At 74.1% G+C, this 19,449-nt stretch carries 18 protein-coding genes; 11 read left to right on the top strand and 7 right to left on the bottom strand.

All coding sequences use genetic code 11. The features are described from left to right. Window positions 1-10 precede the first annotated feature (10 nt). A complete protein-coding gene (gene mscL, locus ACRAS8_RS20925) occupies window positions 11-517 on the top strand; it encodes a large conductance mechanosensitive channel protein MscL (RefSeq protein ID WP_438487520.1) in 507 nt (168 codons plus the stop codon). A gap of 57 nt (window positions 518-574) precedes the next feature. Here the strand turns inward: mscL and ACRAS8_RS20920 are convergent, their stop codons facing one another. Beyond that, window positions 575-943, bottom strand: coding sequence for a hypothetical protein (locus ACRAS8_RS20920; protein ID WP_438487519.1), 369 nt, complete (start codon window positions 941-943; stop codon window positions 575-577). A gap of 747 nt (window positions 944-1,690) precedes the next feature. Further along, the gene (locus ACRAS8_RS20915; protein ID WP_438490555.1) at window positions 1,691-2,182 is read right to left on the bottom strand and encodes an AMP-binding protein; all 492 of its coding nucleotides are present in this window, start codon (window positions 2,180-2,182) and stop codon (window positions 1,691-1,693) included. A 302-nt stretch (window positions 2,183-2,484) separates the two neighbouring features. Here ACRAS8_RS20915 and ACRAS8_RS20910 point away from each other — a divergent pair, with 302 nt between their 5' ends. After that, window positions 2,485-3,954 carry an MFS transporter gene (locus ACRAS8_RS20910; protein ID WP_438487518.1) on the top strand — a complete coding sequence of 490 codons (1,470 nt, stop codon included), beginning with the start codon at window positions 2,485-2,487 and terminating at the stop codon, window positions 3,952-3,954. A gap of 109 nt (window positions 3,955-4,063) precedes the next feature. On the opposite strand, the gene ACRAS8_RS20905 is transcribed toward ACRAS8_RS20910, so the two are convergent. Next, window positions 4,064-5,527, bottom strand: coding sequence for an MBL fold metallo-hydrolase (locus ACRAS8_RS20905; RefSeq protein ID WP_438487517.1), 1,464 nt, complete (start codon window positions 5,525-5,527; stop codon window positions 4,064-4,066). A gap of 198 nt (window positions 5,528-5,725) precedes the next feature. Between ACRAS8_RS20905 and ACRAS8_RS20900 the strand changes: the two genes are divergently transcribed. From ACRAS8_RS20900 to ACRAS8_RS20890, 3 genes are all read left to right on the top strand, one after another. Continuing rightward, window positions 5,726-6,580 (top strand): GntR family transcriptional regulator, encoded by an 855-nt coding sequence (locus ACRAS8_RS20900; RefSeq protein WP_438487516.1) that lies wholly within the window; start codon window positions 5,726-5,728, stop codon window positions 6,578-6,580. Between the two features lie 9 nt (window positions 6,581-6,589). Further along, a complete protein-coding gene (locus tag ACRAS8_RS20895) occupies window positions 6,590-7,564 on the top strand; it encodes a sulfite exporter TauE/SafE family protein (RefSeq protein ID WP_438487515.1) in 975 nt (324 codons plus the stop codon). Window positions 7,565-7,764: 200 nt separating this feature from the next. Continuing rightward, the gene (locus ACRAS8_RS20890) at window positions 7,765-9,009 is read left to right on the top strand and encodes an FAD-dependent oxidoreductase (protein ID WP_438487514.1); all 1,245 of its coding nucleotides are present in this window, start codon (window positions 7,765-7,767) and stop codon (window positions 9,007-9,009) included. A 122-nt stretch (window positions 9,010-9,131) separates the two neighbouring features. Here the strand turns inward: ACRAS8_RS20890 and ACRAS8_RS20885 are convergent, their stop codons facing one another. Together ACRAS8_RS20885 and ACRAS8_RS20880 are read right to left on the bottom strand one after the other, a co-directional pair. Next, window positions 9,132-10,268, bottom strand: coding sequence for a MerR family transcriptional regulator (locus ACRAS8_RS20885; RefSeq protein ID WP_438487513.1), 1,137 nt, complete (start codon window positions 10,266-10,268; stop codon window positions 9,132-9,134). Window positions 10,269-10,434: 166 nt separating this feature from the next. Further along, window positions 10,435-11,691: an amidohydrolase gene (locus ACRAS8_RS20880; RefSeq protein WP_438487512.1), complete on the bottom strand. Its 1,257-nt coding sequence runs from the start codon at window positions 11,689-11,691 to the stop codon at window positions 10,435-10,437. 225 nt (window positions 11,692-11,916) lie between these two features. Between ACRAS8_RS20880 and ACRAS8_RS20875 the strand changes: the two genes are divergently transcribed. From ACRAS8_RS20875 to ACRAS8_RS20860, 4 genes are all read left to right on the top strand, one after another. Further along, window positions 11,917-12,948, top strand: coding sequence for a methyltransferase (locus ACRAS8_RS20875; RefSeq protein WP_438487511.1), 1,032 nt, complete (start codon window positions 11,917-11,919; stop codon window positions 12,946-12,948). Between the two features lie 110 nt (window positions 12,949-13,058). Next, window positions 13,059-14,219: a low temperature requirement protein A gene (locus ACRAS8_RS20870; protein ID WP_438487510.1), complete on the top strand. Its 1,161-nt coding sequence runs from the start codon at window positions 13,059-13,061 to the stop codon at window positions 14,217-14,219. A gap of 467 nt (window positions 14,220-14,686) precedes the next feature. Continuing rightward, complete coding sequence (locus ACRAS8_RS20865) at window positions 14,687-15,502, top strand: L,D-transpeptidase family protein (protein ID WP_438487509.1); 816 nt, start codon at window positions 14,687-14,689, stop codon at window positions 15,500-15,502. 55 nt (window positions 15,503-15,557) lie between these two features. Continuing rightward, window positions 15,558-16,715: a P1 family peptidase gene (locus ACRAS8_RS20860; protein WP_438487508.1), complete on the top strand. Its 1,158-nt coding sequence runs from the start codon at window positions 15,558-15,560 to the stop codon at window positions 16,713-16,715. A 195-nt stretch (window positions 16,716-16,910) separates the two neighbouring features. On the opposite strand, the gene ACRAS8_RS20855 is transcribed toward ACRAS8_RS20860, so the two are convergent. Beyond that, entirely contained in the window at window positions 16,911-17,627 is a 717-nt protein-coding gene (locus ACRAS8_RS20855) for a VIT1/CCC1 transporter family protein (protein ID WP_438487507.1), read from the bottom strand. A 94-nt stretch (window positions 17,628-17,721) separates the two neighbouring features. On the opposite strand from ACRAS8_RS20855, the gene ACRAS8_RS20850 reads away from it, so the two are divergent. Next, entirely contained in the window at window positions 17,722-18,417 is a 696-nt protein-coding gene (locus tag ACRAS8_RS20850) for a YIP1 family protein (protein WP_438487506.1), read from the top strand. A gap of 42 nt (window positions 18,418-18,459) precedes the next feature. Here the strand turns inward: ACRAS8_RS20850 and ACRAS8_RS20845 are convergent, their stop codons facing one another. Then, complete coding sequence (locus ACRAS8_RS20845) at window positions 18,460-18,741, bottom strand: hypothetical protein (RefSeq protein WP_438487505.1); 282 nt, start codon at window positions 18,739-18,741, stop codon at window positions 18,460-18,462. 275 nt (window positions 18,742-19,016) lie between these two features. On the opposite strand from ACRAS8_RS20845, the gene ACRAS8_RS20840 reads away from it, so the two are divergent. Beyond that, entirely contained in the window at window positions 19,017-19,442 is a 426-nt protein-coding gene (locus ACRAS8_RS20840; protein WP_438487504.1) for a hypothetical protein, read from the top strand. Window positions 19,443-19,449: the final 7 nt, after the last annotated feature.

Below are 19,449 nucleotides of genomic sequence, written 5' to 3'. Positions count from 1 at the left end.
AGGCTGTCAGGTGAGCGAGCACAAGAGCGTCCTCCAGGGATTCAAGGAATTCCTGATGCGCGGCAACGTCATCGAACTCGCGGTGGCGGTCGTCGTCGGCGCGGCGTTCACGAACATCGTCAACGCGGTCGTGAAGGGCTTCATCAACCCGATCGTCGGCGCCTTCGGCTCGAAGAACCTCGACAACTACCAGACCTGCCTCACGGCCACGTGCGCGGTGGACAAGAAGACCGGCCAGTACGTGGACGGCATCTACATCCTGTGGGGCTCGGTGCTCAGCGCGGCGCTGACGTTCCTGATCACGGCGGCCGTCGTCTACTTCCTCATGATCCTGCCGATGAACAAGTGGAAGGCCCATCAGGACGCGAAGAAGCCGGTCGACGGGGCTCCGGCGAGCCCGACCGAGATCGAACTGCTCACCGAGATCCGCGACGCCCTCATCGCCCAGCGCGACGGCAGCTCCGCAGTTCCGGGGCCGGCGGCCGCGGCGATCATCGCGCAGAAGACCCAGCACTAGCAGCGGGCACCACTAGCAGCGGGCACCACGGTCGGCCCTCGCCGCCCCGCGCCTCGCTCAGAGGTGGTGGGGCGGTTTTTCGTCCAGGAAGCGCGCGAGGTCGGCCGCACTGCCCGAAGCGGTGGGACGCTCGCCCCAGCCGCGATCGGTGTCATCCGAGGACCGCTGACTCAGCGGGTCGTCGAAGATCAGGGCCGCGGCCTTCCCGCCGGTCTTCTTGGCGGCCTTCTTGGCGACGGTGGATGCGGTGGGCGTGGTGGGGCCAGTGGATGTGGCGGGGGCGGGCACCGCCGCAACGTCGGCCTCGGCGGCCGGGGTGGTGTCCACGGTGTCGGGGGCGCTGTTCGCCGCGTCCGGGGCGGGGGTGTCCTGACCGGCCCGGGCGGGCGGCTCGGACTGGGGCTGCGGCTGGGACTCGGTGCTCACGTCTTCAGGGTACGGGGGCGCGGTAAGGGGAGGACGGGGCGTCCCGCACGGGTGCCGGGTCTGGGCGGGATCAGGCCGGGTGGGTGGGGTCAGGCCGGGGCGAGGAGCCCGTTGGCGACTGGTTGGCCCCTGTGGTCGGTTGGGGTGGGGCTAAGGGGCCCAGGTGGCGGTTTCGTGGGTGGGGGTGGGGTGGGGGCGGTGGGTGCCGTGCGGGCGGGTGGGAGGTCCGTGCTCGGCGTGACCGCGCCCACGGCCAAGCGGCCGGTCGCGTTCAGAACCGGGGAGGGGGTGGGGGTGGGGGGAGTGCCCACGGGTTGTGCGGTGCGGCATGGCTACCGGGCTTCCGTACGGGGGCGGGAATTCCCACGCTAGGAGCGCGTGCGGCCGGCGGCCCGTCGAGTGGCCCGTCGGTTGCGCCATCGGGGCGGTGAGGCGGGGCAGTGCGGGTGCGGGTCGGTCCCCGTAGGGATCTCGCGGGGATCGTGGGGATCGGACCTCGCAGCGGCCAGGACTCGCAGCGGTCGGTTCTCGGAGTGGCCGGTCCGCGCAGCGGTCAGGTCTCGGTGCGGTCGGACCTCAGGGTGGCCAGTCCTCTCAGCGCCGGTCCCCGGTGTGGACAGCCCTGTCAGCGGCCGGCTCTCGCAGCGGCCCAGGCGGTGGCCGGTTCTCGCAGCGGCCGGCTCTCGCGGCGGCCGGTTCTCCCGGCGGTCGGTTCTCGGAATGGCCAGACCCTCGGTCCTGCGGTGGTCAGTTCTCGGCGAGGGCTTCGTGCCACCACTTGTCGCGGCCGGGCTTCCAGGAGACCGGGCGCGAGCAGCGGTTCACCACCAGGACGGTGTGCGGCAGGCGGCCGGCGCCGGTGGCGGTGCTCCGCGCCAGCGCGTGGTCCAGTACCGGCTTCACCGGCCGCACGGAACCGTCCCAGAACGCCGCGTCCGCCGTGATCAGCACCCCGGTCCCCGACTCCCCCAGGCGCGCGGCCAGTTCGGGGACGGTCAGCGAGACCGGCAGCGTGGTCCGTATCGCGTCCAGCCGACCGCAGGCGAGGGTGGCGATCACCGACTCGGGCACCAGCGGCAGGTGCACCGCGACGCGGTCTCCCGCGCGCACCCCGAAGCGGGCGAGTGCGGCAGCCGCCCGTTCGGCCTGATGCAGGAGTGCGCCGTGCGTCAGCTCCTCCACGCGACCCGGTTCTCCGTTCCACGTAAGGGCGATGTGCGACGCTTCGGGCCCTTGCACTTCCCGGGCGTCATCGGCATGCTCTGAGATCACACGGCGCAACATGCGCTTCAGCATGGAGATCGGCGATCAACGATCGCTGAACGTCCGATGTACGGCCCACTCGGCGCCTTACGCGGCTCCACGGGGTCGGCGCCGGCCCCTTCTCGCACCCCGCACGGCAGCGCGGAACGTTCTCGTCCCTTCCTGCCCCGGTCCGGTGCTCTTCATCCCTCCCTTTCGCTCTTCTTTCTCTCTTCTTCTTTCTCTTCTCTCTCCTCACTTCCTACTTTTCTGAAGGGCGGGTTGGTGTGATCACGGCCGTGGGTGCGAGGAACGGGCCTACGTCGCAGTGGCGTTGGGCGCGGTGGGCGTTGGCCGTCGGGGCGTTCTGCGTCCAGTTGGACTCGTTCGCGCTGAACGCGGTGTTGCCGGTCGTACGGGCCGAGTTGGCCGGGCCGCCGGCAGCGGTGCCGTGGGTGGTCAGTGGCTATCTGCTGGCCGCCGGGGCGTTGATGCCAGTGGCCGGGCGGCTGGCCGATCTCTGGGGACGGCGGCGGATGCTGGTCGTCGGGGCGGCGGTGTTCGGGGTGAGTGCCGTGCTCTGCGCGCTGGCGCCGTCGATGCCGTTCCTGGTGGCGGCGCGGGTGGCGCAGGGCGCGGGCGGGGCGCTGATCATGCCCGCCGGGTTGGCGCTGCTCACCAATGCCTGCCCGCCTGGCGGGGCGCGCCGGGCGACCGGGCGGGCCCTGGGTCTGGCCGGGCTCGCCACCGTCTGCGGTCCGTTCGTCGGTGGTGCGCTGGCCCAATCGGCCTCCTGGCGGGCGGTGTTCTGGCTGACGGTGCCGTGCGCCGCGGCCACGGTGTGGTGTGCCGGCCGGGCGGACGAGTCCCGCGACCCGGCCGCCGCGGAGCACCCCCTCGACGTGGCCGGTGCGGTGACGGCGACCGGCGCGCTGGGGTGCCTTGCGGGGTGGCTGGAACATGTCGGTGCCTGGGGCTGGGCGTTGGGGGCGGCGTTGCTGGGCGCGCTGTTCGTACGGGCCGAGCGGCGGGCGCCGGCGCCGCTGGTGGATCTCGCACTGTTCCGGAATCTGCCGTATGTGACGCTGACCGCGGCCGGGGCGGTGGCCAACGCGGCGACGGTGGCGCTGCTGTACGTGGTCCCGTTGACGCTCCAACAGGGGCGCGGGTGGACGGTGTGGGAGGCGGGGCTGGCATTTCTCGCGCCGGCCGCCGCGCTGGCAATCGGGGGTCCGGTGGCCGGGCGGGTGCGGCCCGGGGCGGCGGTGCCGGTGATGGCGCTGTGTCTGGGGCTCGCCGGTGGCGCGCTGTGGGCCACCAGGGCCCTTACGGGGACGTTCACGGGGACGCTCGGGCTGTTGGCGGCCTCGACGGGGGCCGCGGCGGCGCTGGGCGTGGCAGGCGGGCTGGCCCTTACGGGGACGCAGGCCGTTGTGCGTCGGGAGCGGGCCGGGGAGGCTTCGGGCGTCACGAAGGCGGTTCTGACGGTTACGGCGGGGTTGGGGTTGGCCCTTACGGGTTCGGGGGGTGGCGGGGCGGTGCCCGTGAGCGGTGGGGCGGTGTCCTCGCACGCGTCGTCGACGTGGGCGTCGTCGACGTGGGCTTCGTTGCCGTCGCTGGTGGTGCCGGCGGCGGGGTGCTTGGCGGGGGCGGTTCTGGTCGCGCTGGTGGCGGTGATGGCAGTGATGGCGGTGCGAGGGGGATGGGAAGGGAGAGTGGGCAGGGGCGGGAGCGAGAGTGCGGGCGGGGGTCTCATGTCAGGTGAGTGACATGTGACGCATGTCAGGTGACTGACATGTGACTTTGGTGTTGTGTGAGGGGAGGGCCGGTGGCGGTGCGGGGTCCGCCTCCGGCCCTCCCTAGGGCGTGTCCGATGGGTCAGGCGAGTTTGGCCGGCTCGGTGTAGCCGCCCGAGATGTCGCTGACGTCGGTGAAGCCGTGAGCCTCCAGGAGTGCCGCCGCGATCAGCGAACGGTTGCCGCTGCGGCAGTAGAGGATGACCGCGCGCGCCGGGTCCAGTTCGTCGAGCCGGTCGGCGAGGGCGGCCAGCGGGATGTTGCGGGCGCCGGGCAGGGCGCCCGCGGCGTACTCGGCCGGATTGCGGACGTCGATCAGCTGGGGGCCGTCCAACTGGGGACCGTCCCCCTGGGGGCCTTCCACGGGGTCCGGGCGCAGCCGGTCGAGCAGTTCGGCCAGGCGCAGGCGGTTGCTGCGGCGGGTGAGTTCGGGGGCGGCCGCCAGGACTCCGGCCGGGTCGGGCAGATGGCCGAGGACCCGGTCGTAGCCGATGCGGGCGAGCCGGAGGCGGGCCTCGTCCTCCTTCCCCGGGGCGGCGAGGAGGACGAGCGGGGTGCCGGGGGCCACCACGCTGCCCGCGTATTCCGCGAACCTGGTGTCCAGGCTCGCGTGCAGGGAACCGGCGAGATGGGCGCGGGTGTAGTCGGCGGACGGGCGGCAGTCGAGCAGTGCGGCGCCCTGCGTGTCGCGGGCGGTGAGCGCCTCGTCCAGGGTGAGCGGGGCGGGCGGGGCCGGGTCCCGTAGGGGGTGGCCGTCGCGGTTGAGGGCCACGTCGTGCGCGAAGTAACCGGGGGTGGCGGGCTGTTCGGCGGTGACCAGCCGGACGAAGGCGTCCTGCGTCATGGGCTGGAGGGCGTAGTTGAGGCGGCGCTGGTCGCCGAGGGTGGAGCTGGTCTCGGTGGAGATGCTGCGGCCGCACGCCGAGCCGGCGCCGTGTGCGGGGAAGATCCGGGTCGCGTCCGGGAGGGGCAGCAGTTTGGTGTGCAGGGAGCGGTAGAGACGGGCGGCCATGTCCTGCGAGGAGTGCCCGGCGGCGGACAGCAGGTCGGGGCGGCCGACGTCGCCGATGAACAGGGTGTCGCCGGTCAGGACGCCGAACGGGATGTCGTCATCGGGGTTTTCCCGGATAACCAGGCAGATGGATTCCAGGGTGTGGCCGGGGGTGGCGAGGACGGTGAGCGTCACGCCGGAATGCGGAACGGGGTCCGAGCCGGATCGCGTCCCAGGGTGGGCCTGCGGATCGGAGCCCAGGAAGATGTGTTCGCCGTCGTGTAACCGCCGGATGGGGAAGCCGGTTTCGGCGGCCGCGCCGAAGGCGATCTCGGCGCCGGTCGCCCGGGCCGCCTCCAGGTGTCCGGAGAGGAAGTCGGCGTGGATGTGGGTCTCGACGACGAGTTCGATGCGCAGGCCGGCCGCCTCGGCGTCGGCCAGGTACTCGTCGATATCACGGCGCGGGTCCACGAGGACGGCGCGTCCGGTGTTCTGATCACCGATCAGGTACGACGCCTGGGACAGGCAGTCGAGGTAGTACTGCGCGAAGTGCACGGTCGGGCCTCCAGGGGTGCGGCGCCCGGGCGCGGCGGTCGGCCCGCTCGGGCCGGCGGCGTGGGCGGCTGAATGCACCGTGTATGCCGCTCCGTTGTGCGGATGCACGGATGTACGTACATTAGGTACCCGGTCCGCGGGGGGACAAGCCGAGCCTCCCCCGTGGGCCGGACGACGGAACGAGAGGACCGGATCGAGATGACGCCGCCCGCCCAGCCCGAACAACCGGGCGCGCACCGCCGACTTGATCCGTACGCGGGTGCCGGCGACCACGCCCCTTACGGGCCCCTCCCGTTGGACCGCGGCTCCCCGCTGCCCCTCTGGGCGCAGCTCCTGGACGACCTGCGCCGCCGGATGGACGCCGGCGCGTTCGCCGAGGAGTTCCCGGCCGAGCACCGGCTGACGAGCGAGTACGAGGTCAGCCGGCACACCGTCCGGGAGGCGCTGCGCAAGCTGCGCGCCGACGGCCTGGTGATCGCCGAACGCGGCCGCGCCAGCCGCCTCGGCGCCCGTCGCATACAGCAGCCGCTCGGCTCCCTCTACAGCCTCTTCCGCGATCTGGAGGCCCAGGGCGTGGACCAGCACAGCGAGGTGCTGCGGCTGGAGCGGACCGCGGACGCGACGGTCGCCGGCCACCTGGGGCTGGTTCCGGACGCGTCCCTGGTCGTGCTGGAGCGGCTGCGGCTCGCGGACGGCGAACCGCTCGCCCACGACACCACCTACCTCCCGGCCGATCTCGCCGAGCCCCTGCTGGAGGCCGATTTCGGGCACACCTCGCTCTACGGCGAGCTGACCCGGCGCTGCGGAGTACGGGTCACCGGAGGGCGGGAGCGGATCGCTCCGTTCCTGCCGGACATCCGGCAGGCGTGGCTGCTCGGGCTGGCCGACCGGGAGGCGGCGTTCGCCATCGAACGCGTCGGGCGGGCCGGGGAACGGGCGGTGGAGTGGCGCGAGACGGTGGTCCGCGGCGACCGCTTCGCGTTCGTCGCCGAGTGGTCCGATGCCAGCCGGGCGGTCGCGCTCGCGCCGCGCGCCGCGGCGCCGTCCGCGTAACCGGCCGCCGTGTCCGTTCTCATAGCCGCGACGGCGCTGTCCTGCGGGTTGCTGATCGGGCTGCTGCTCGGTGCGCTCGGCGGCGGCGGTTCGGTGCTGGCGGTGCCGGCCCTGGTCTATCTGCTGGGGCAGTCACCGCACGCGGCGACGGCGGGGGCCCTGGTGGTGGTCGCGGTCGGCGCGGTCAGCGGACTGTTCTGCCACGCCCGCGCGGGCCGGGTCCGGTGGGCCGCGGGCACGGTGTTCGGCGCCCTGGGGACGGCCGGCAGCTTCGCCGGCTCCCGCTGGAGCGCGTCCCTGGACCCGGGGGTGCTGATGGTGGCGTTCTCGGGGTTGATGCTGGTGGTGGCGGTGGGGATGGTGGTGCGCGGTGCCCGGGGGGACGAGCGGGCGGCGGGCGGCACCGTGGACGGGAACGGGGACGGGGACGGGGACGACGGACGGTTTACGGAGGCGGGGCGGCGGGCTGCGATGCGGAGGGGGCCGAAGGGGCTGACCCGGGTGGTGTCCTTACGGGGTGGGGTGCGCAAGTCCTCAGGAGATTCAGGGGGTTGGGGTGGGGAGCGGCGGGCCCTGGCCGTTCGTGGTTCTCGGCGGCCCCAACAGCCCCGGCGTCCACGGCCGTTGCGTACCGCCGTGACCGCCTCGTCCGTCGGGCTGCTCACCGGGTTCTTCGGAGTGGGCGGCGGCTTCGTCGTCGTGCCGGCCCTCACCCTCGTCCTGGGGCTGGAGATGCCGGTCGCCGTCGGCACCTCGCTGCTGGTGATACTGATCAACTCCGGGGCCGCGCTGGCGACCCGGGCCGGTACCGGGTCGCTGGACTGGCCCCTGCTGGCCACCCTCGCGGCCTGCGCCGCGGTCGGCAGCCAGCTCGGCAACCGCCTCGCCGGCCGCCTGCGCCCGCGGACCCTCACGACGTCCTTCGCCGTCCTCGTCACCGTCCTGGCCCTGGCCGTGGCGGCCACCTCACTGCCCGATCTCTAGATGAGTGAGTCCCCAGCCACCAACTCCGGACCCAGAACTCCGACCTCGAACACCCGGCCTTCGACTCTCGAACCCGTCCCCCGTCCCCGTCCCCCGTCCCCCCCGCCCCCGTCCGCCGAACCCAACCCCGCAGCCCCAACCCCCAAGCCCAACGCCCAAACCCCAACGCCCCTAACCCGTCCCGAAGTCAGGAGACAGACATGACCCGGTCCGCAGCCGACGCGGACTCCGCGCCCTCGCCCGCGCCCGCCCCCGTCCACCACCAGATACTGATCGTCGGCGGCGGTACCGCGGGCATCACGGTCGCCGCCCGGTTACGACGTGCCGGCCTTCGGGACATCGCCCTGCTGGAGCCCGCCGAGACGCACTGGTACCAGCCGCTGTGGACCCTCGTCGGCGGCGGCCAGGCGCCGCTGCGCGCCGCGCTGCGCCCCGAGGCCGAGGTCATCCCGCCCGGCGTGCGCTGGCTGCGCGAGCGCGCCACCGCCGTCGACCCGGTGGCTCGTACGGTCACCACCGCCACGGGCCGGGTGTTCTCCTACGGGCGGCTGGTTCTGGCGCCCGGACTGAGCCTCGACTGGGACGGCGTGCCGGGACTCGCGTCGGCCGTCGGCCACGACGGGGTGAGCAGCAACTACCGGGCCGACCTCGCCCCGTACACCTGGGATCTGATCCGCCGGATGCGGCGCGGCACGGCCGTGTTCACCATGCCATCCGGGCCGGTCAAGTGCGGTGGCGCGCCGCAGAAGATCGCGTATCTGGCGGCGGACCACTGGCGCAAGCGCGGGGTGCTGGGCGCCATCCGCACCGTTCTCGTCCTTCCCGAGCCCACGCTCTTCAAGGTGCCGGTCTTCGCCCGGGCCCTGGAGCAGACGGCGCGCCGGTACGGCATCGAGGTGCGCCTGCAGAGCGAGCTGACCCGGGTGGACGGGGCGGAACTCGCGGCCGTGCTCACCGACCACGCCACCGGCCGCACCGAGACCGTCCACTACGACCTGCTGCACGCGGTACCGCCGCAGCAGGCACCCCGGTGGCTCGCCGACGGCCCGCTGGCCGACCCCGAGTCCCCCTACGGGTACGTCAAGGCGGACCGGCACACGCTCCAGAACCCTGATTTCCCGGAGGTGTTCGTCCTGGGGGACGTCGCCAACCTCCCCACGTCCAAGACGGGCGCGGCGATCCGCAAGCAGGCCCCGGTGCTCGTCGCCAACCTCCTCGCCGGACTCCGCGGGGGCCCGGCCACCGCCCGCTACGACGGGTACACCTCCTGCCCCCTCGTCACGGCCCGGCACAAGATGCTGCTGGCCGAGTTCGACTACGACCTGCGCCCCACGCCCTCGTTCCGCTTCCTCGACACCACCCGGGAACGCACCGACATGTGGTTCCTCAAGCGCTACGGCCTGCCGCAGCTCTACTTCCAGGGGATGCTGAAGGGGCGGGCGTAGGGGCGCGTTGACCGTCAGGGGGCCGGCCAGGGAGGCCGGTCAGGCGGGCCGGTCAGAGGGCCGGTGGCCGCCCGGGCGAGAGCCGTCAACTGCCCGGTGCGGCCGCCGGCCCCCCTACGTCCCTACGCCCCCACGTCCCCCACCTCCCCCTCCTCCACCATGACCACATCCGCCACCACACACCCCACGTTGTCCGGCGCCCCGGCCTCGTGGGTGCGGCGGACCAGCTCGGCGACGGCCTGCTGCGGGGTGGCCGCGCCGGCGAGGGTCTCGCGGATCGCGTCGGGCGGGACGACGCCGGTCAGGCCGTCGGTGCAGAGCAGATAGCGCTCACCGGGCCGGGCGTCGAGCAGTTGGAGGTCCGGGGCGAAGTCGGCGCCGGCGTCCAGGGACCGCAGCAGCTCGGCGCGCTGCGGATGCGACGGCGCCTCCTCGGGCGTGAGCCGGCCCTCGTCGATGAGGGACTGCACCAGGCTGTGGTCGTGGGTGAGGCGGACGAGCCCGGAGTCCCGCAGGACGTAGGCCCGCGAGTCCCCGATGTGCAGCAGCGCCAGCCGGGGGCCGGAGCGCAGCAGCGCGGTGAGGGTGCTGCCGGTCGGCTCGTCGGCCGTCGGCGCGGCACGGTGGGCGTCCCGGGCCGCCTCCTCCAGGACGGTGAGCAGGTCGGCGGCGGTCAGATCCTGGTCCGCCAGGGGCTTCAGCGCCTTGATGGCGGCGGTGGCGGCCGGGCCGCCCTGGGGGCCGTAGCCGTCGGCGACCGCCAGCAGGTGCGGGCCGGCGTAGGCCGCGTCCTGTTGGGCGGTGCGCACCAGCCCTCGGTCCGTGAGGGCGGCGCAGCGCATCGTCAACGGGGTCGTGGGGTCCAGGGGTCGGGTCATCGTGGTGTCCTTCCGTTTCAGCTGGTCCACGAGGAAGGCGGCCAGGTCCCGGCGGTCGGCGACATCGGCCTCGACCTGCGCCCAGTACGCGGCGACCGCCCCGGCCGCGGCGCCCGGCGCCAGCTCGCACACCTCGCGGATGCGGGCCAGCGGCATGCCGAGCCGGCGCAGCCAGGCCACCAGCCGGGCACGCTCCAACTGGGCCGGGGCGTAGTGGCGGTAGCCGCTGAAGGGGTCGACGTGGACGGGGGTCAGCAGACCGAGCTCGTCGTAGAGGCGCAGCGCCTTCGGCGAGAGCCGGGACGCCCGTGCGAACGCCCCGATCGTCAGCAGTTCCCCGTCCCTGCGGTCTGCCTCGTCCCTGCGGTGTGCCCCGTCCACCTGGTGCTCCTCCACGCGCCGTCGCCGCCGGCGGACGGCGGCCGTCCTCCTCGTGCCGGGCACCTCGCCCGGCCCCGCCGATGCTGGGCCTTCCCCCTGGGACAAGGTCAACGGCCTTCTCCCCAGGGTGCGGTGGCCTCTCCCGGTTACGCCCCGCCCAGCCGGTTCAGCGCCGGCCGTCCAGCCGGTTCAGCGCCGCGGCCGTCAGCGCCTGCACGCCCGTGGCCAGGGTCGGCCGGGGCAGCGGGACGAACTGCGGCGAGTGGTTGGAGGGGATGTCCTGGGCCAGCCGCCCGGCGGCCAGCGCGGTGCGGAACTCGTCCGGGTCCCAGCCGCCCAGCCACCAGTAGTACAGCGGCGCCCCGGCGGCGCTCGCCAGCAGTCCCGCGTCCTCGCTGCCGGTCGCCGGCTCGTACGCGAACACCCGCTGCTCGCCGAAGAGCCGGGTGAAGCTCGCGTTGACCTCCGTCAGCACCGCCGTGTCGTTGACCGTCACCGGGAGCGAGTCGATCACCCTGGTCTCCGGTTCCCGCGGTGCGCCGGACGCGGCCGCCTCGGCCCGCGCGATCCGGTCGACGGCGGCCAGCACGGTGGTCCGCACGTTCGGGTCGAAGCTGCGGACGCTGAGCCGGACGACGGCCCGGTCCGGGATCACGTTGGCGCTGTCCCCGGCGTGGAACGCGCCGACCGTGACCACCGCCCGCTCCTTCGCGGCGACCTCCCTCGCCACCACCGACTGCACCCGCTGCACGAACGCCGCCGCCATCAGGATCGGGTCCACCGTCGTCTCCGGCTGCGACCCGTGGCCGCCGGTCCCGTGGAAGGTGATCTCCAACGTGTCGACGGCGGCCATACAGGCCCCCGGGCAGTACGCGATCACCCCCGCGCCGAACGGGGCGACGTGCTGCGCCAGCACCACATCGGGCGTGGGCACCAGGCCCTTGCTGTACAGGCCGTCGTCGAGCATGGCGCGGGCGCCCTTGCCGGCCTCCTCGGCAGGCTGGAACAGCACCACCAGCGTCCCGGACCAGTGCGCGCGGCCCGCGGCCAGCAGGTCGGCGGCCCCCAGCAGACAGGCCACATGGACGTCGTGCCCGCAGGCGTGCATCCGTCCCGGGACGGTGGAGGCGTACGGCACCCCGGAGTTCTCGGTGACCGGCAGCGCGTCCATGTCGGCGCGCAGCAGGACCACCGGGCCGGGGCCGTTGCGCAGCACCCCGGTGACGCCGGTGCCGCCGATGCCGGTCGTCACGTCGTAGCCGTACGCGGTCAGCCGGCGGGCCGCCGCCGCGGCCGTACGCGTTTCCTGAAAGGCGAGTTCGGGGTGGCGGTGCAGGTCTTCGTAGAGGGCCACGAGGTCCGCGAGGCGGGCGTCGAGCGGTGCCAGGACGGAGGAGGCGAGGGCATGGTCACGGTCGCTCATACGCGCATTCGACCATGTGCGGGCGCCGCCGTCTGCCCCTCGGGCCGGCGCGTTCCCGTGGCGCGCCCGGTTCCGTTCCCGCCGGCCGGGGCGTCCCGCGCTGGCCGGTACGCAGCGGGTCGGTGCCCGGTCCCCCGTGACACCACCGCCCCCGCCTGCAACCGTGGATCACCATGCCTGCGACGTGGCGCAGCGCATCCCCAAGCCGACGACCGGAGGCTGACGTTGGCCACTTCACCCACCCGACCGGCGGACCAGCCGGCCGATCTCGCGACCCACCTCATGGACCAGGCCATGGGCCATCTCTTCTCCGCCGCGCTGCGCACCGCCGCCCACTACCGCATCGCCGACCGGCTCACCGCGGGCCCGCGCACCCCCGAGCAACTGGCCGCCGCCACCGACACCCACGCCCCGCACCTGCGCCGCGTCCTGCGCTACCTCGCCGCCCGCGGCATCTTCCGCGAGGACACCGCGGGCGCCTATCAGCTGACGCCGGCCGCCCGGCAGCTGCGCACCGACGTGCCCGACTCGCTGCACCCCGCCGTCATGATGCTCACCGACGACCTGTTCCTGCGGACCTCCGCCGGCCTGACCGAGGCGGTACGGCACGGCGGCGCGGCCTTCGAGCGGCTCTTCGGCACGCCGCTCTTCGCCCATCTGGAGTCGGATCCGGCCAGGCGCACGCTCTTCGACGACGGGACGGCGTCGCTGGCCGCCCCGGTGGACGACGCGGTGGCCGCCGTCTATCCCTTCCCCGAGACCGGCACCGTCGTCGACGTCGGCGGCGGCCGCGGCGGTCTGCTGCGCGCGGTGCTGGGCCGCCACCCGCAGCTGACCGGCGTCCTCTTCGACCTGGCGCCGCCGCTGGCCCACCACCTGCTGGACGGCGACGAGCTCAAGGGCCGCTGGCGCACCCAGGAGGGCGACTTCTTCACCGCGGTCCCGGAGGGCGGCGACCTCTACGTCCTCAAACACGTGCTGCACGACTGGCCGGACGACGCCTGCCGCCGCATCCTGCGCAGCTGCCGTACGGCGATGGCGCCCGGCCGCCGCCTCCTGGTCGTCGACTGCGTACTGCCGCCGGGGAACGCCCCGCACTTCGGCAAGACCATGGACATCGCCATGCTGACGGTCTTCGACGGCCGGGAACGCAACGCGGACGAGTTCGCGGCGCTGCTGGCGGCCGCCGACTTCCGGCTGACGCGGGTGCTCCCGACGCCGGGCTTCGCGTCGATCGTGGAGGCGGTGGCCGACTAGGGCTGCCCGGCCCGCCCCGACACGCCGCGCCCCGTTGCCCCCGTCGCCGCCGGCTCCGCGCTCTACTGAGGGCCACTCCACCGGCGGCCGACGAGAGGGGCTGGGGCGACGTGACGGTTCTGATGCGGGCACGCAGCCGCGACGAGGCGCATCGCGCCGCCACCCCACTGGAGCTCTTCTTCGACCTGTGCTTCGTGGTGGCGGTCGCCCAGGCCGGCCGCCAACTGGTGCACGCCCTCGCCGAGGGCCATCCGGGACACGGCGTGGCCGGCTATCTGATGCTGTTCTTCGCCATCTGGTGGGCGTGGGTCAACTTCAGCTGGTTCTCGTCGGCGTATGACACCGACGACGTGCTGTACCGGGTGGTGACGCTCGTTCAGATCGCCGGTGTCCTCATCCTGGCCGCCGGCGTCCCGCGGGCCTTCGACCACGGCGACTTCCGGCTGGTGTGGTTCGGCTATCTGGTGATGCGGCTGGCGCTGGTGAGCCAGTGGCTGCGGGCCGCGCACGGGGCCCGGGGCATCGAACGGCGCACCGCGCTCCACTACGCCCTCGGCGTGACGCTCTGCCAGGTCGGCTGGCTGGCGCTGCTGTTCCTGCCGCCGGGCGACGCGCCGTGGGTGTTCCTCGTGATGGGCCTGCTGGAGCTGTCGGTCCCGGCGCTCGCCGAACGTAGGCGGGAGACGAGCTGGCACCCGCACCACATCGCCGAGCGCTACGGCCTGTTCACCCTCATCGTGCTGGGCGAGACGGTCTCCGCGGCGACCGTGGCCGTGCAGTCGGCGCTCGACGAGCACCACGCCCTGGGCACGCTGCTGCCGATCGCCGCCGGCGGCCTGCTGCTGGTCTTCGCGGCGTACTGGATCTACTTCGCGGTCCCCATCCACCTGCACCTCCGCTCCAACCGCCAGGCGTTCCTGTGGGGGTACGGCCACTACCTGGTGTTCTGCTCGGCCGCGGCGGTCGGCGCGGGCATCGAGGTCGCGGTGGAGCAGTCGGCCGGCGGCGCGCACCTCTCGGCGTACGCGGCGGCGGCCTGTGTCACGGTGCCGGGCGCGCTCTACCTGTTCACGGTGTGGCTGATCCACTCCCGCCACCAGAAGCGCGGGCTCGCCCAGCAACTGGTCCTGCCGGTGTCCGCCGTTCTGGTTCTGGCGTGCACGGCCGCCGGGCGTGTCGCGGTTCCGCTGGCGGGTCTGGTGGCGGCCGCCACGGTGGCGGTGGGCGTCACCCTGACGGCCCGCCAGGGCACCGCCCTGGAGGAGGAGTAGCGGCCGCCGGTCGGCCCATCCCGGCTACGGGTGTGAGCGGCGCCCGCCCGGCGCGCCGTCCCCCGTAAGCGTGCCGAACGGCCGTACGCGCTGCCCGCCGCGCCCGGCCGGCGGACCGCTTCCCCGAGCGGCCGGAAAGCACCGGACGCACCCGGCGACTCGGCCAGTCAACTGACTTCTCCCAGAGTGGACTTGGGTCGCATTCCGGCCAACTTCGGGCCACCCCGCCACGCGCTCCGCGGCACGTCACACAGCGCGCGCTCGCGGCCAATCCCTGCATTCCCCTATCAAAGGTCCACGCGGCGTGCGGCGTCTTCCTCATGCCCTCTACCGTTCACCACGGCCCACGGAAGCGGCCCCAGCGGAACGCGGTAGGGTGCAGATTGCCCTTTTTATGCCTGGGGGCTCTGCGGTCCCGCAGCGGCCCACGGGCCGTCCACCCGTCCGTACCTGAGGAGACGCCAGACATGGCAGCCCGCCACGCCCAGTCCCGTGCGCGCAGGAGACTGTCCCGGCGCAGCAAGGCCGTCGGCGGCCTCGCGCTCTCCACGCTGGTCGGCACCGCCCTGTGGGCCTGGCCGGCTTCGGGCGACGACCACAACGGCCGGCCGGACGCCAAGAGCGGTGCGGCCCGGACGGTCGCCGGCCCGAACACCCCGGCGCCCCACCAGCCCGCGCCGGACACCGCCCGCGGACTGCGCACCATCCCGGACCTCAGCGACGCCGCCCGCAAGCGCATACCGGCCAACACCCGCCAGGTCCTCGTCGTCACCGGCAAGGGCGCCGACTCGTACGACTCGCGGGTCGTCCTCTACACCCGCGCGGAGGGCTCGGACTACTGGGAGGCCGGGCCCGTCTGGTCCGCGCACAACGCCGCCCACGGATGGACCACCCAGCACCGCTACGGCGACCTGCGCTCCCCCCAGGGCGTCTACACCCTCACCGACGCCGGCGGCCGACTGCCCGCACCCGAGGGCACCAAGCTCCCCTACGACCACAACAGCAGCTTCGTCGCGCACGGCACCGGCGTCGAGGGCGAGCCGCTGGCCGGCGCCTTCGACTACGTCATCGCCATCAACTACAACCGCGTCCCCGGCTCGTCCCCGCTGGACGGCCGGCGGCCCCTGGGCGACGCCAAGGGCGGCGGCGTCTGGCTGCACGTCGACCACGACGGCCCCACCCAGGGCTGCGTCAGCCTCAAGCCCGAGGTGATGCGCGCACTGCTGCGCACCCTCGACCCGGCCCTCCACCCGGTCATCGTGATGGGCCCGGTCGGCCACTGACCCCGCCCGGCGCCCGGAGCCGCACCGGGCGGGGCCCGCGTGGTACGCATGCCCCATGACCGACACGCGGCAGCACCAGCGGTATCCGGGGGGCGGGGACGTCCCGCACCCCCCGGGCCCGCGCGACGCCCTGACCGACATCCCCGGCCTCCGGGTCGGCCACGCCCAGCGCATCGGCGACGGCTGGCTCACCGGCACCACCGTCGTCCTGGCCCCCGAGGGCGGCGCCGTCGCGGCGGTCGACGTGCGCGGCGGCGGCCCGGGCACCCGGGAGACCGACGCCCTCGACCCCCGCAACCTCGTCCAGCGTGTCGAGGCGGTCGTGCTGACCGGCGGCTCGGCGTTCGGACTTGACGCCGCGTCCGGTGTCGTCGGCTGGCTGGAGGAGCACGGCCGGGGCTTCCGGGTCGGCCCCGACCCGGCCCAGGTCGTCCCCGTCGTCCCCGCCGCCGCCCTCTTCGACCTGGGGCGCGGCGGCGACTGGCGGGCCCGTCCGGACGCCGCCCTGGGCCGCGCCGCCGTCGAGGAGGCCGCCCGGACGGCGCCCGGTGCGCCCGTCCCCCAGGGCGTCGTCGGCGCCGGCACCGGCGCGGTCGCGGGCGGCCTCAAGGGCGCCGTGGGCACCGCCAGCGCCGTCCTGCCCTCCGGGATAACGATCGCCGCGCTGGCCGCCGTCAACTCCGCCGGCTCCTTCGCCGACCCGCGGACCGGCGCCCTCTACGGCGCGCCCGGACCGCTCCCCGCGCCCGAGGTCCACGCGGCCGCCCGGCGCCGCCTCGCCGAGGCCCGGCAGCTCTCCGCGGCCCGGTCGGCCGCCTCCGTCCACCCGCCGCTCAACACCACCCTCGCGGTGGTGGCCACCGACGCCGTCCTCACCCGGGCCCAGGCCCACAAGCTCGCCGGCACCGCCCACGACGGCCTGGCCCGCGCGCTGCGCCCCGTCCACCTCCTCAACGACGGCGACACGGTCTTCACGCTGGCCACCGGCGCCCGGCCGCTCACCGAGGCGGAGGCCCTGGCCGACCCCGTCTTCGCCGTCCACCTGGAAGCGGGCGTCCTGAACGACCTCCTGGCCACCGGCGCCGACGTCGTGACCCGGGCCGTCGTCAAGGCCGCCCGCACCGCCACCCCGGTGGACGGCCCCGGCGGCCGCTTCCCGTCCTACACCGAGCTGTACGGGGCGACCGGGCCGGGTGGAAGCCAGGGAACCTAGGGCGTGTCCGATGGGTCAGGGGCGGATAGGTCGCGGCGTCTGAGGATGGGGGTACCTCCCGTGCCCGTTCAGGGCATGGGGGAGCATCGCAAGGCGCCGGAGCGTCTTGATAGCGGAGCTATCGGGACGTTTCGGCAACGCGGCGAGGTGCCGTGCCAGACGCCGCGACCCCGGCCATGACCCATCGGACACGCCCTAGGCTCCCACCGCCCCCAGGAGGGTCCCCGCGACGTAGGTGACGGCCATGGCCAGGACGCCGCCGGCCACGTTGCGCAGGACCGCCGGGCCGACGGGGGCGGTGCCCAGGCGGGCGCTGGTCCAGCCGCACAGGGTCAGGGCCCCGAGGACCGCCAGAACGGTGATCCACAGGCGCTGGCCGGCCGGCGGCAGCACGATCGCCAGGAGCGGGAGCAGCGCGCCCGCGGTGAAGGCGAGGAAGCTGGCGCCCGCGGCGTGCCAGGGGTTGGTGAGCTCGTCGGGGTCGATGCCGAGCTCCACCTCGGCGTGGGCGCGCAGCGCGTCATGGGCCGTCAGCTGCTCGGCCACCTCCTGCGCCAGTTCGCCGCTGAGGCCCTTGCTCTCCAGGAGTCCGGTCAGTTCGACGAGTTCGGCCTGCGGTTCGGTGGCCAGTTCGCGCTTCTCCAGGGCCAGTGCGGCCTTCTCGGAGTCGCGCTGGGTGGAGACCGAGACGTATTCGCCGGCGGCCATGGACATCGAGCCGGCCAGCAGTCCGGCGAGTCCGGCCGTCAGCAGTGTGCTGCGCGAGTCGGTGGCGCCGGCGACGCCGACGACGAGTCCGGCGGTGGAGACCACCCCGTCGTTGGCCCCGAGGACCGCCGCGCGCAGCCAGTTGAGGCGGCTGCCGAGGCCGCCGCCGTGTGCCTCGTCGTGCTCCGGTGTCTGAAGCGTCACCGGTCGAGCGTCTCATCCGGGTGGCGCGGTCGGTCTCATGTTCCGTCCGACGCCCGCGCGTCGTACCGGCTCGGCCGGTGGTAGAAACGGCCGTATGTCCGCATCGCCGCCCCCCACACCTCCGCCCTCGCGGCGCGGCCGGCGCGCCGCCGCGCCCCCGGCCGCCCAGCCGCCTCCGCCGCCGCCCACTTTGGTGCAGCCGGCGCCGCCCGCGCCGCCCGCGCCGGCCCGCCGGGAGCCCGCGCCGCGCCGGCGGCTGTGGTGGCACCGGCTGATATTCGGGCTCTGGTACCGGCCGGTGGAGGTCTTCGACGAGGCGCGGGACCGCAGCGCGTGGAGTGCGGCGGTGCTGCTGTGCCTGATCAGCGGCGGGATCGGGATCGTGTCGGTGGACGCGTTCCGCGCCCAGTGGGCGGCCGGTCCCACGGCGGCGCTGCAGTTGGCGGGGATGGCCGAGGCGGGGGTGCTGCTGGCCAGTCTGGGGCTGGGGGTGGTCACCCACGCGATAGCGCGGACGCTCGGCGGCAACGGGCGGTTCGCGCCGACGGCGAGCCTGTTCGTGGTGCTCTTCTGGGTGACGGACCTGCCGCGGCTGCTCATCGCGGCGTGGCTGCCGGCGAGTTCCACGTTCGTGCAGGCCGCGACGTGGACGACATGGGGGTTCGGCTACTTCCTCGCGGTGCTGCTCATACGTGGTCAGCACCATCTGCCGACGCGGAAGTCGGCGGCCGCGGTGTCGGTGCAGATGCTGGCGGCGCTGGCGCTGCTCAAGCTGGGGCCGGTGCGGTGAGCCGGGCGCGCCGGAGGGCCGGCGCGCCCGGCTGACGGGAGATCAACTGCGGCTGCTGAGCTGCCGCACGAGGTCGTCGAACGCCTGCCGTTCGGCGGGGGTGAGGTCGACGTTCTCCGAGGCGGGCCCGCCGGGCCCCGTTTGGCGCGGTACGGCGTCGAGCCGGATCCGGGCGCGAGGCGCACGCCTCCGGAAGGGGAACGGGGCGCTGGTGCCGTAGTGCCCGCGGCGGGTCAGTCTGATCAGGCCGACCGCCCAGAGGACGACGATGACCAGCAGAACGCCTAGGCCGATCTGCTGGAGAATCGAAACGGAGGGGAGCATGCTGTTCCTCCCGAACAAGTGGGCGCTGGGCTAGGGCGCTTCCGACGGATCTCCGTGGACAGAACACCTGGGTCCAGTAGACACCACACGTCTGGCCTTCCAACAGGGGATCTTGGGCCACAAATCCCGAAGTGACACATCTCCTATGACATTTCACCGCATTCCCGACACCACATGTGCGCCCGCCGCGTGTGTCGCGGACCGCCCGTGAGCTCCCCGGGCCCGTCCACCGGCACCACGCCATCGGACGCACCGGCGCACCCTCGCGACCGGCGTTGGACACCTGGGCGCCCCTTCCCTCCTCCGACGGGACCGCCGCGTACTTCGACGCCGCCAACCGCTCCGAGCGGGGCCTGGCGCTCGACCTGGCGGACCCCGGGGACGCGGCGGCGGCCGCGGTGGGCGGGCCGATGAGCATCACCGGGGAGCCCGGCGGGACGCCGTTGAAGGCGGAGGCGCAGAGGGTGCCGTGCGGGCCGGTCAACAGCCTCTCCGAGGCGCTGGAGTTGGCGGCACGGCCGGGGCTGGACCCGGTCGTTCCGGTCGGCCCGGGCCGGATTCCCCAAGTCACCGGCCCGCTGCGCCTGTCGGGCACGCCGGTGGTACAACCGACGGCGCCGTCCGGCCTGGACGAAGACGGCACGGCACTGCGAACCTGGCTGTCAGGGCCGGGCGACCGACCCCTGCCGCCGCGAATGTGACCTTCGT

The sequence above is a fragment of the Streptomyces sp. S186 genome (assembly GCF_051603415.1).
Lineage (GTDB): Bacteria > Actinomycetota > Actinomycetes > Streptomycetales > Streptomycetaceae > Streptomyces.
This window is presented reverse-complemented; position numbering and strand designations above follow the sequence as displayed.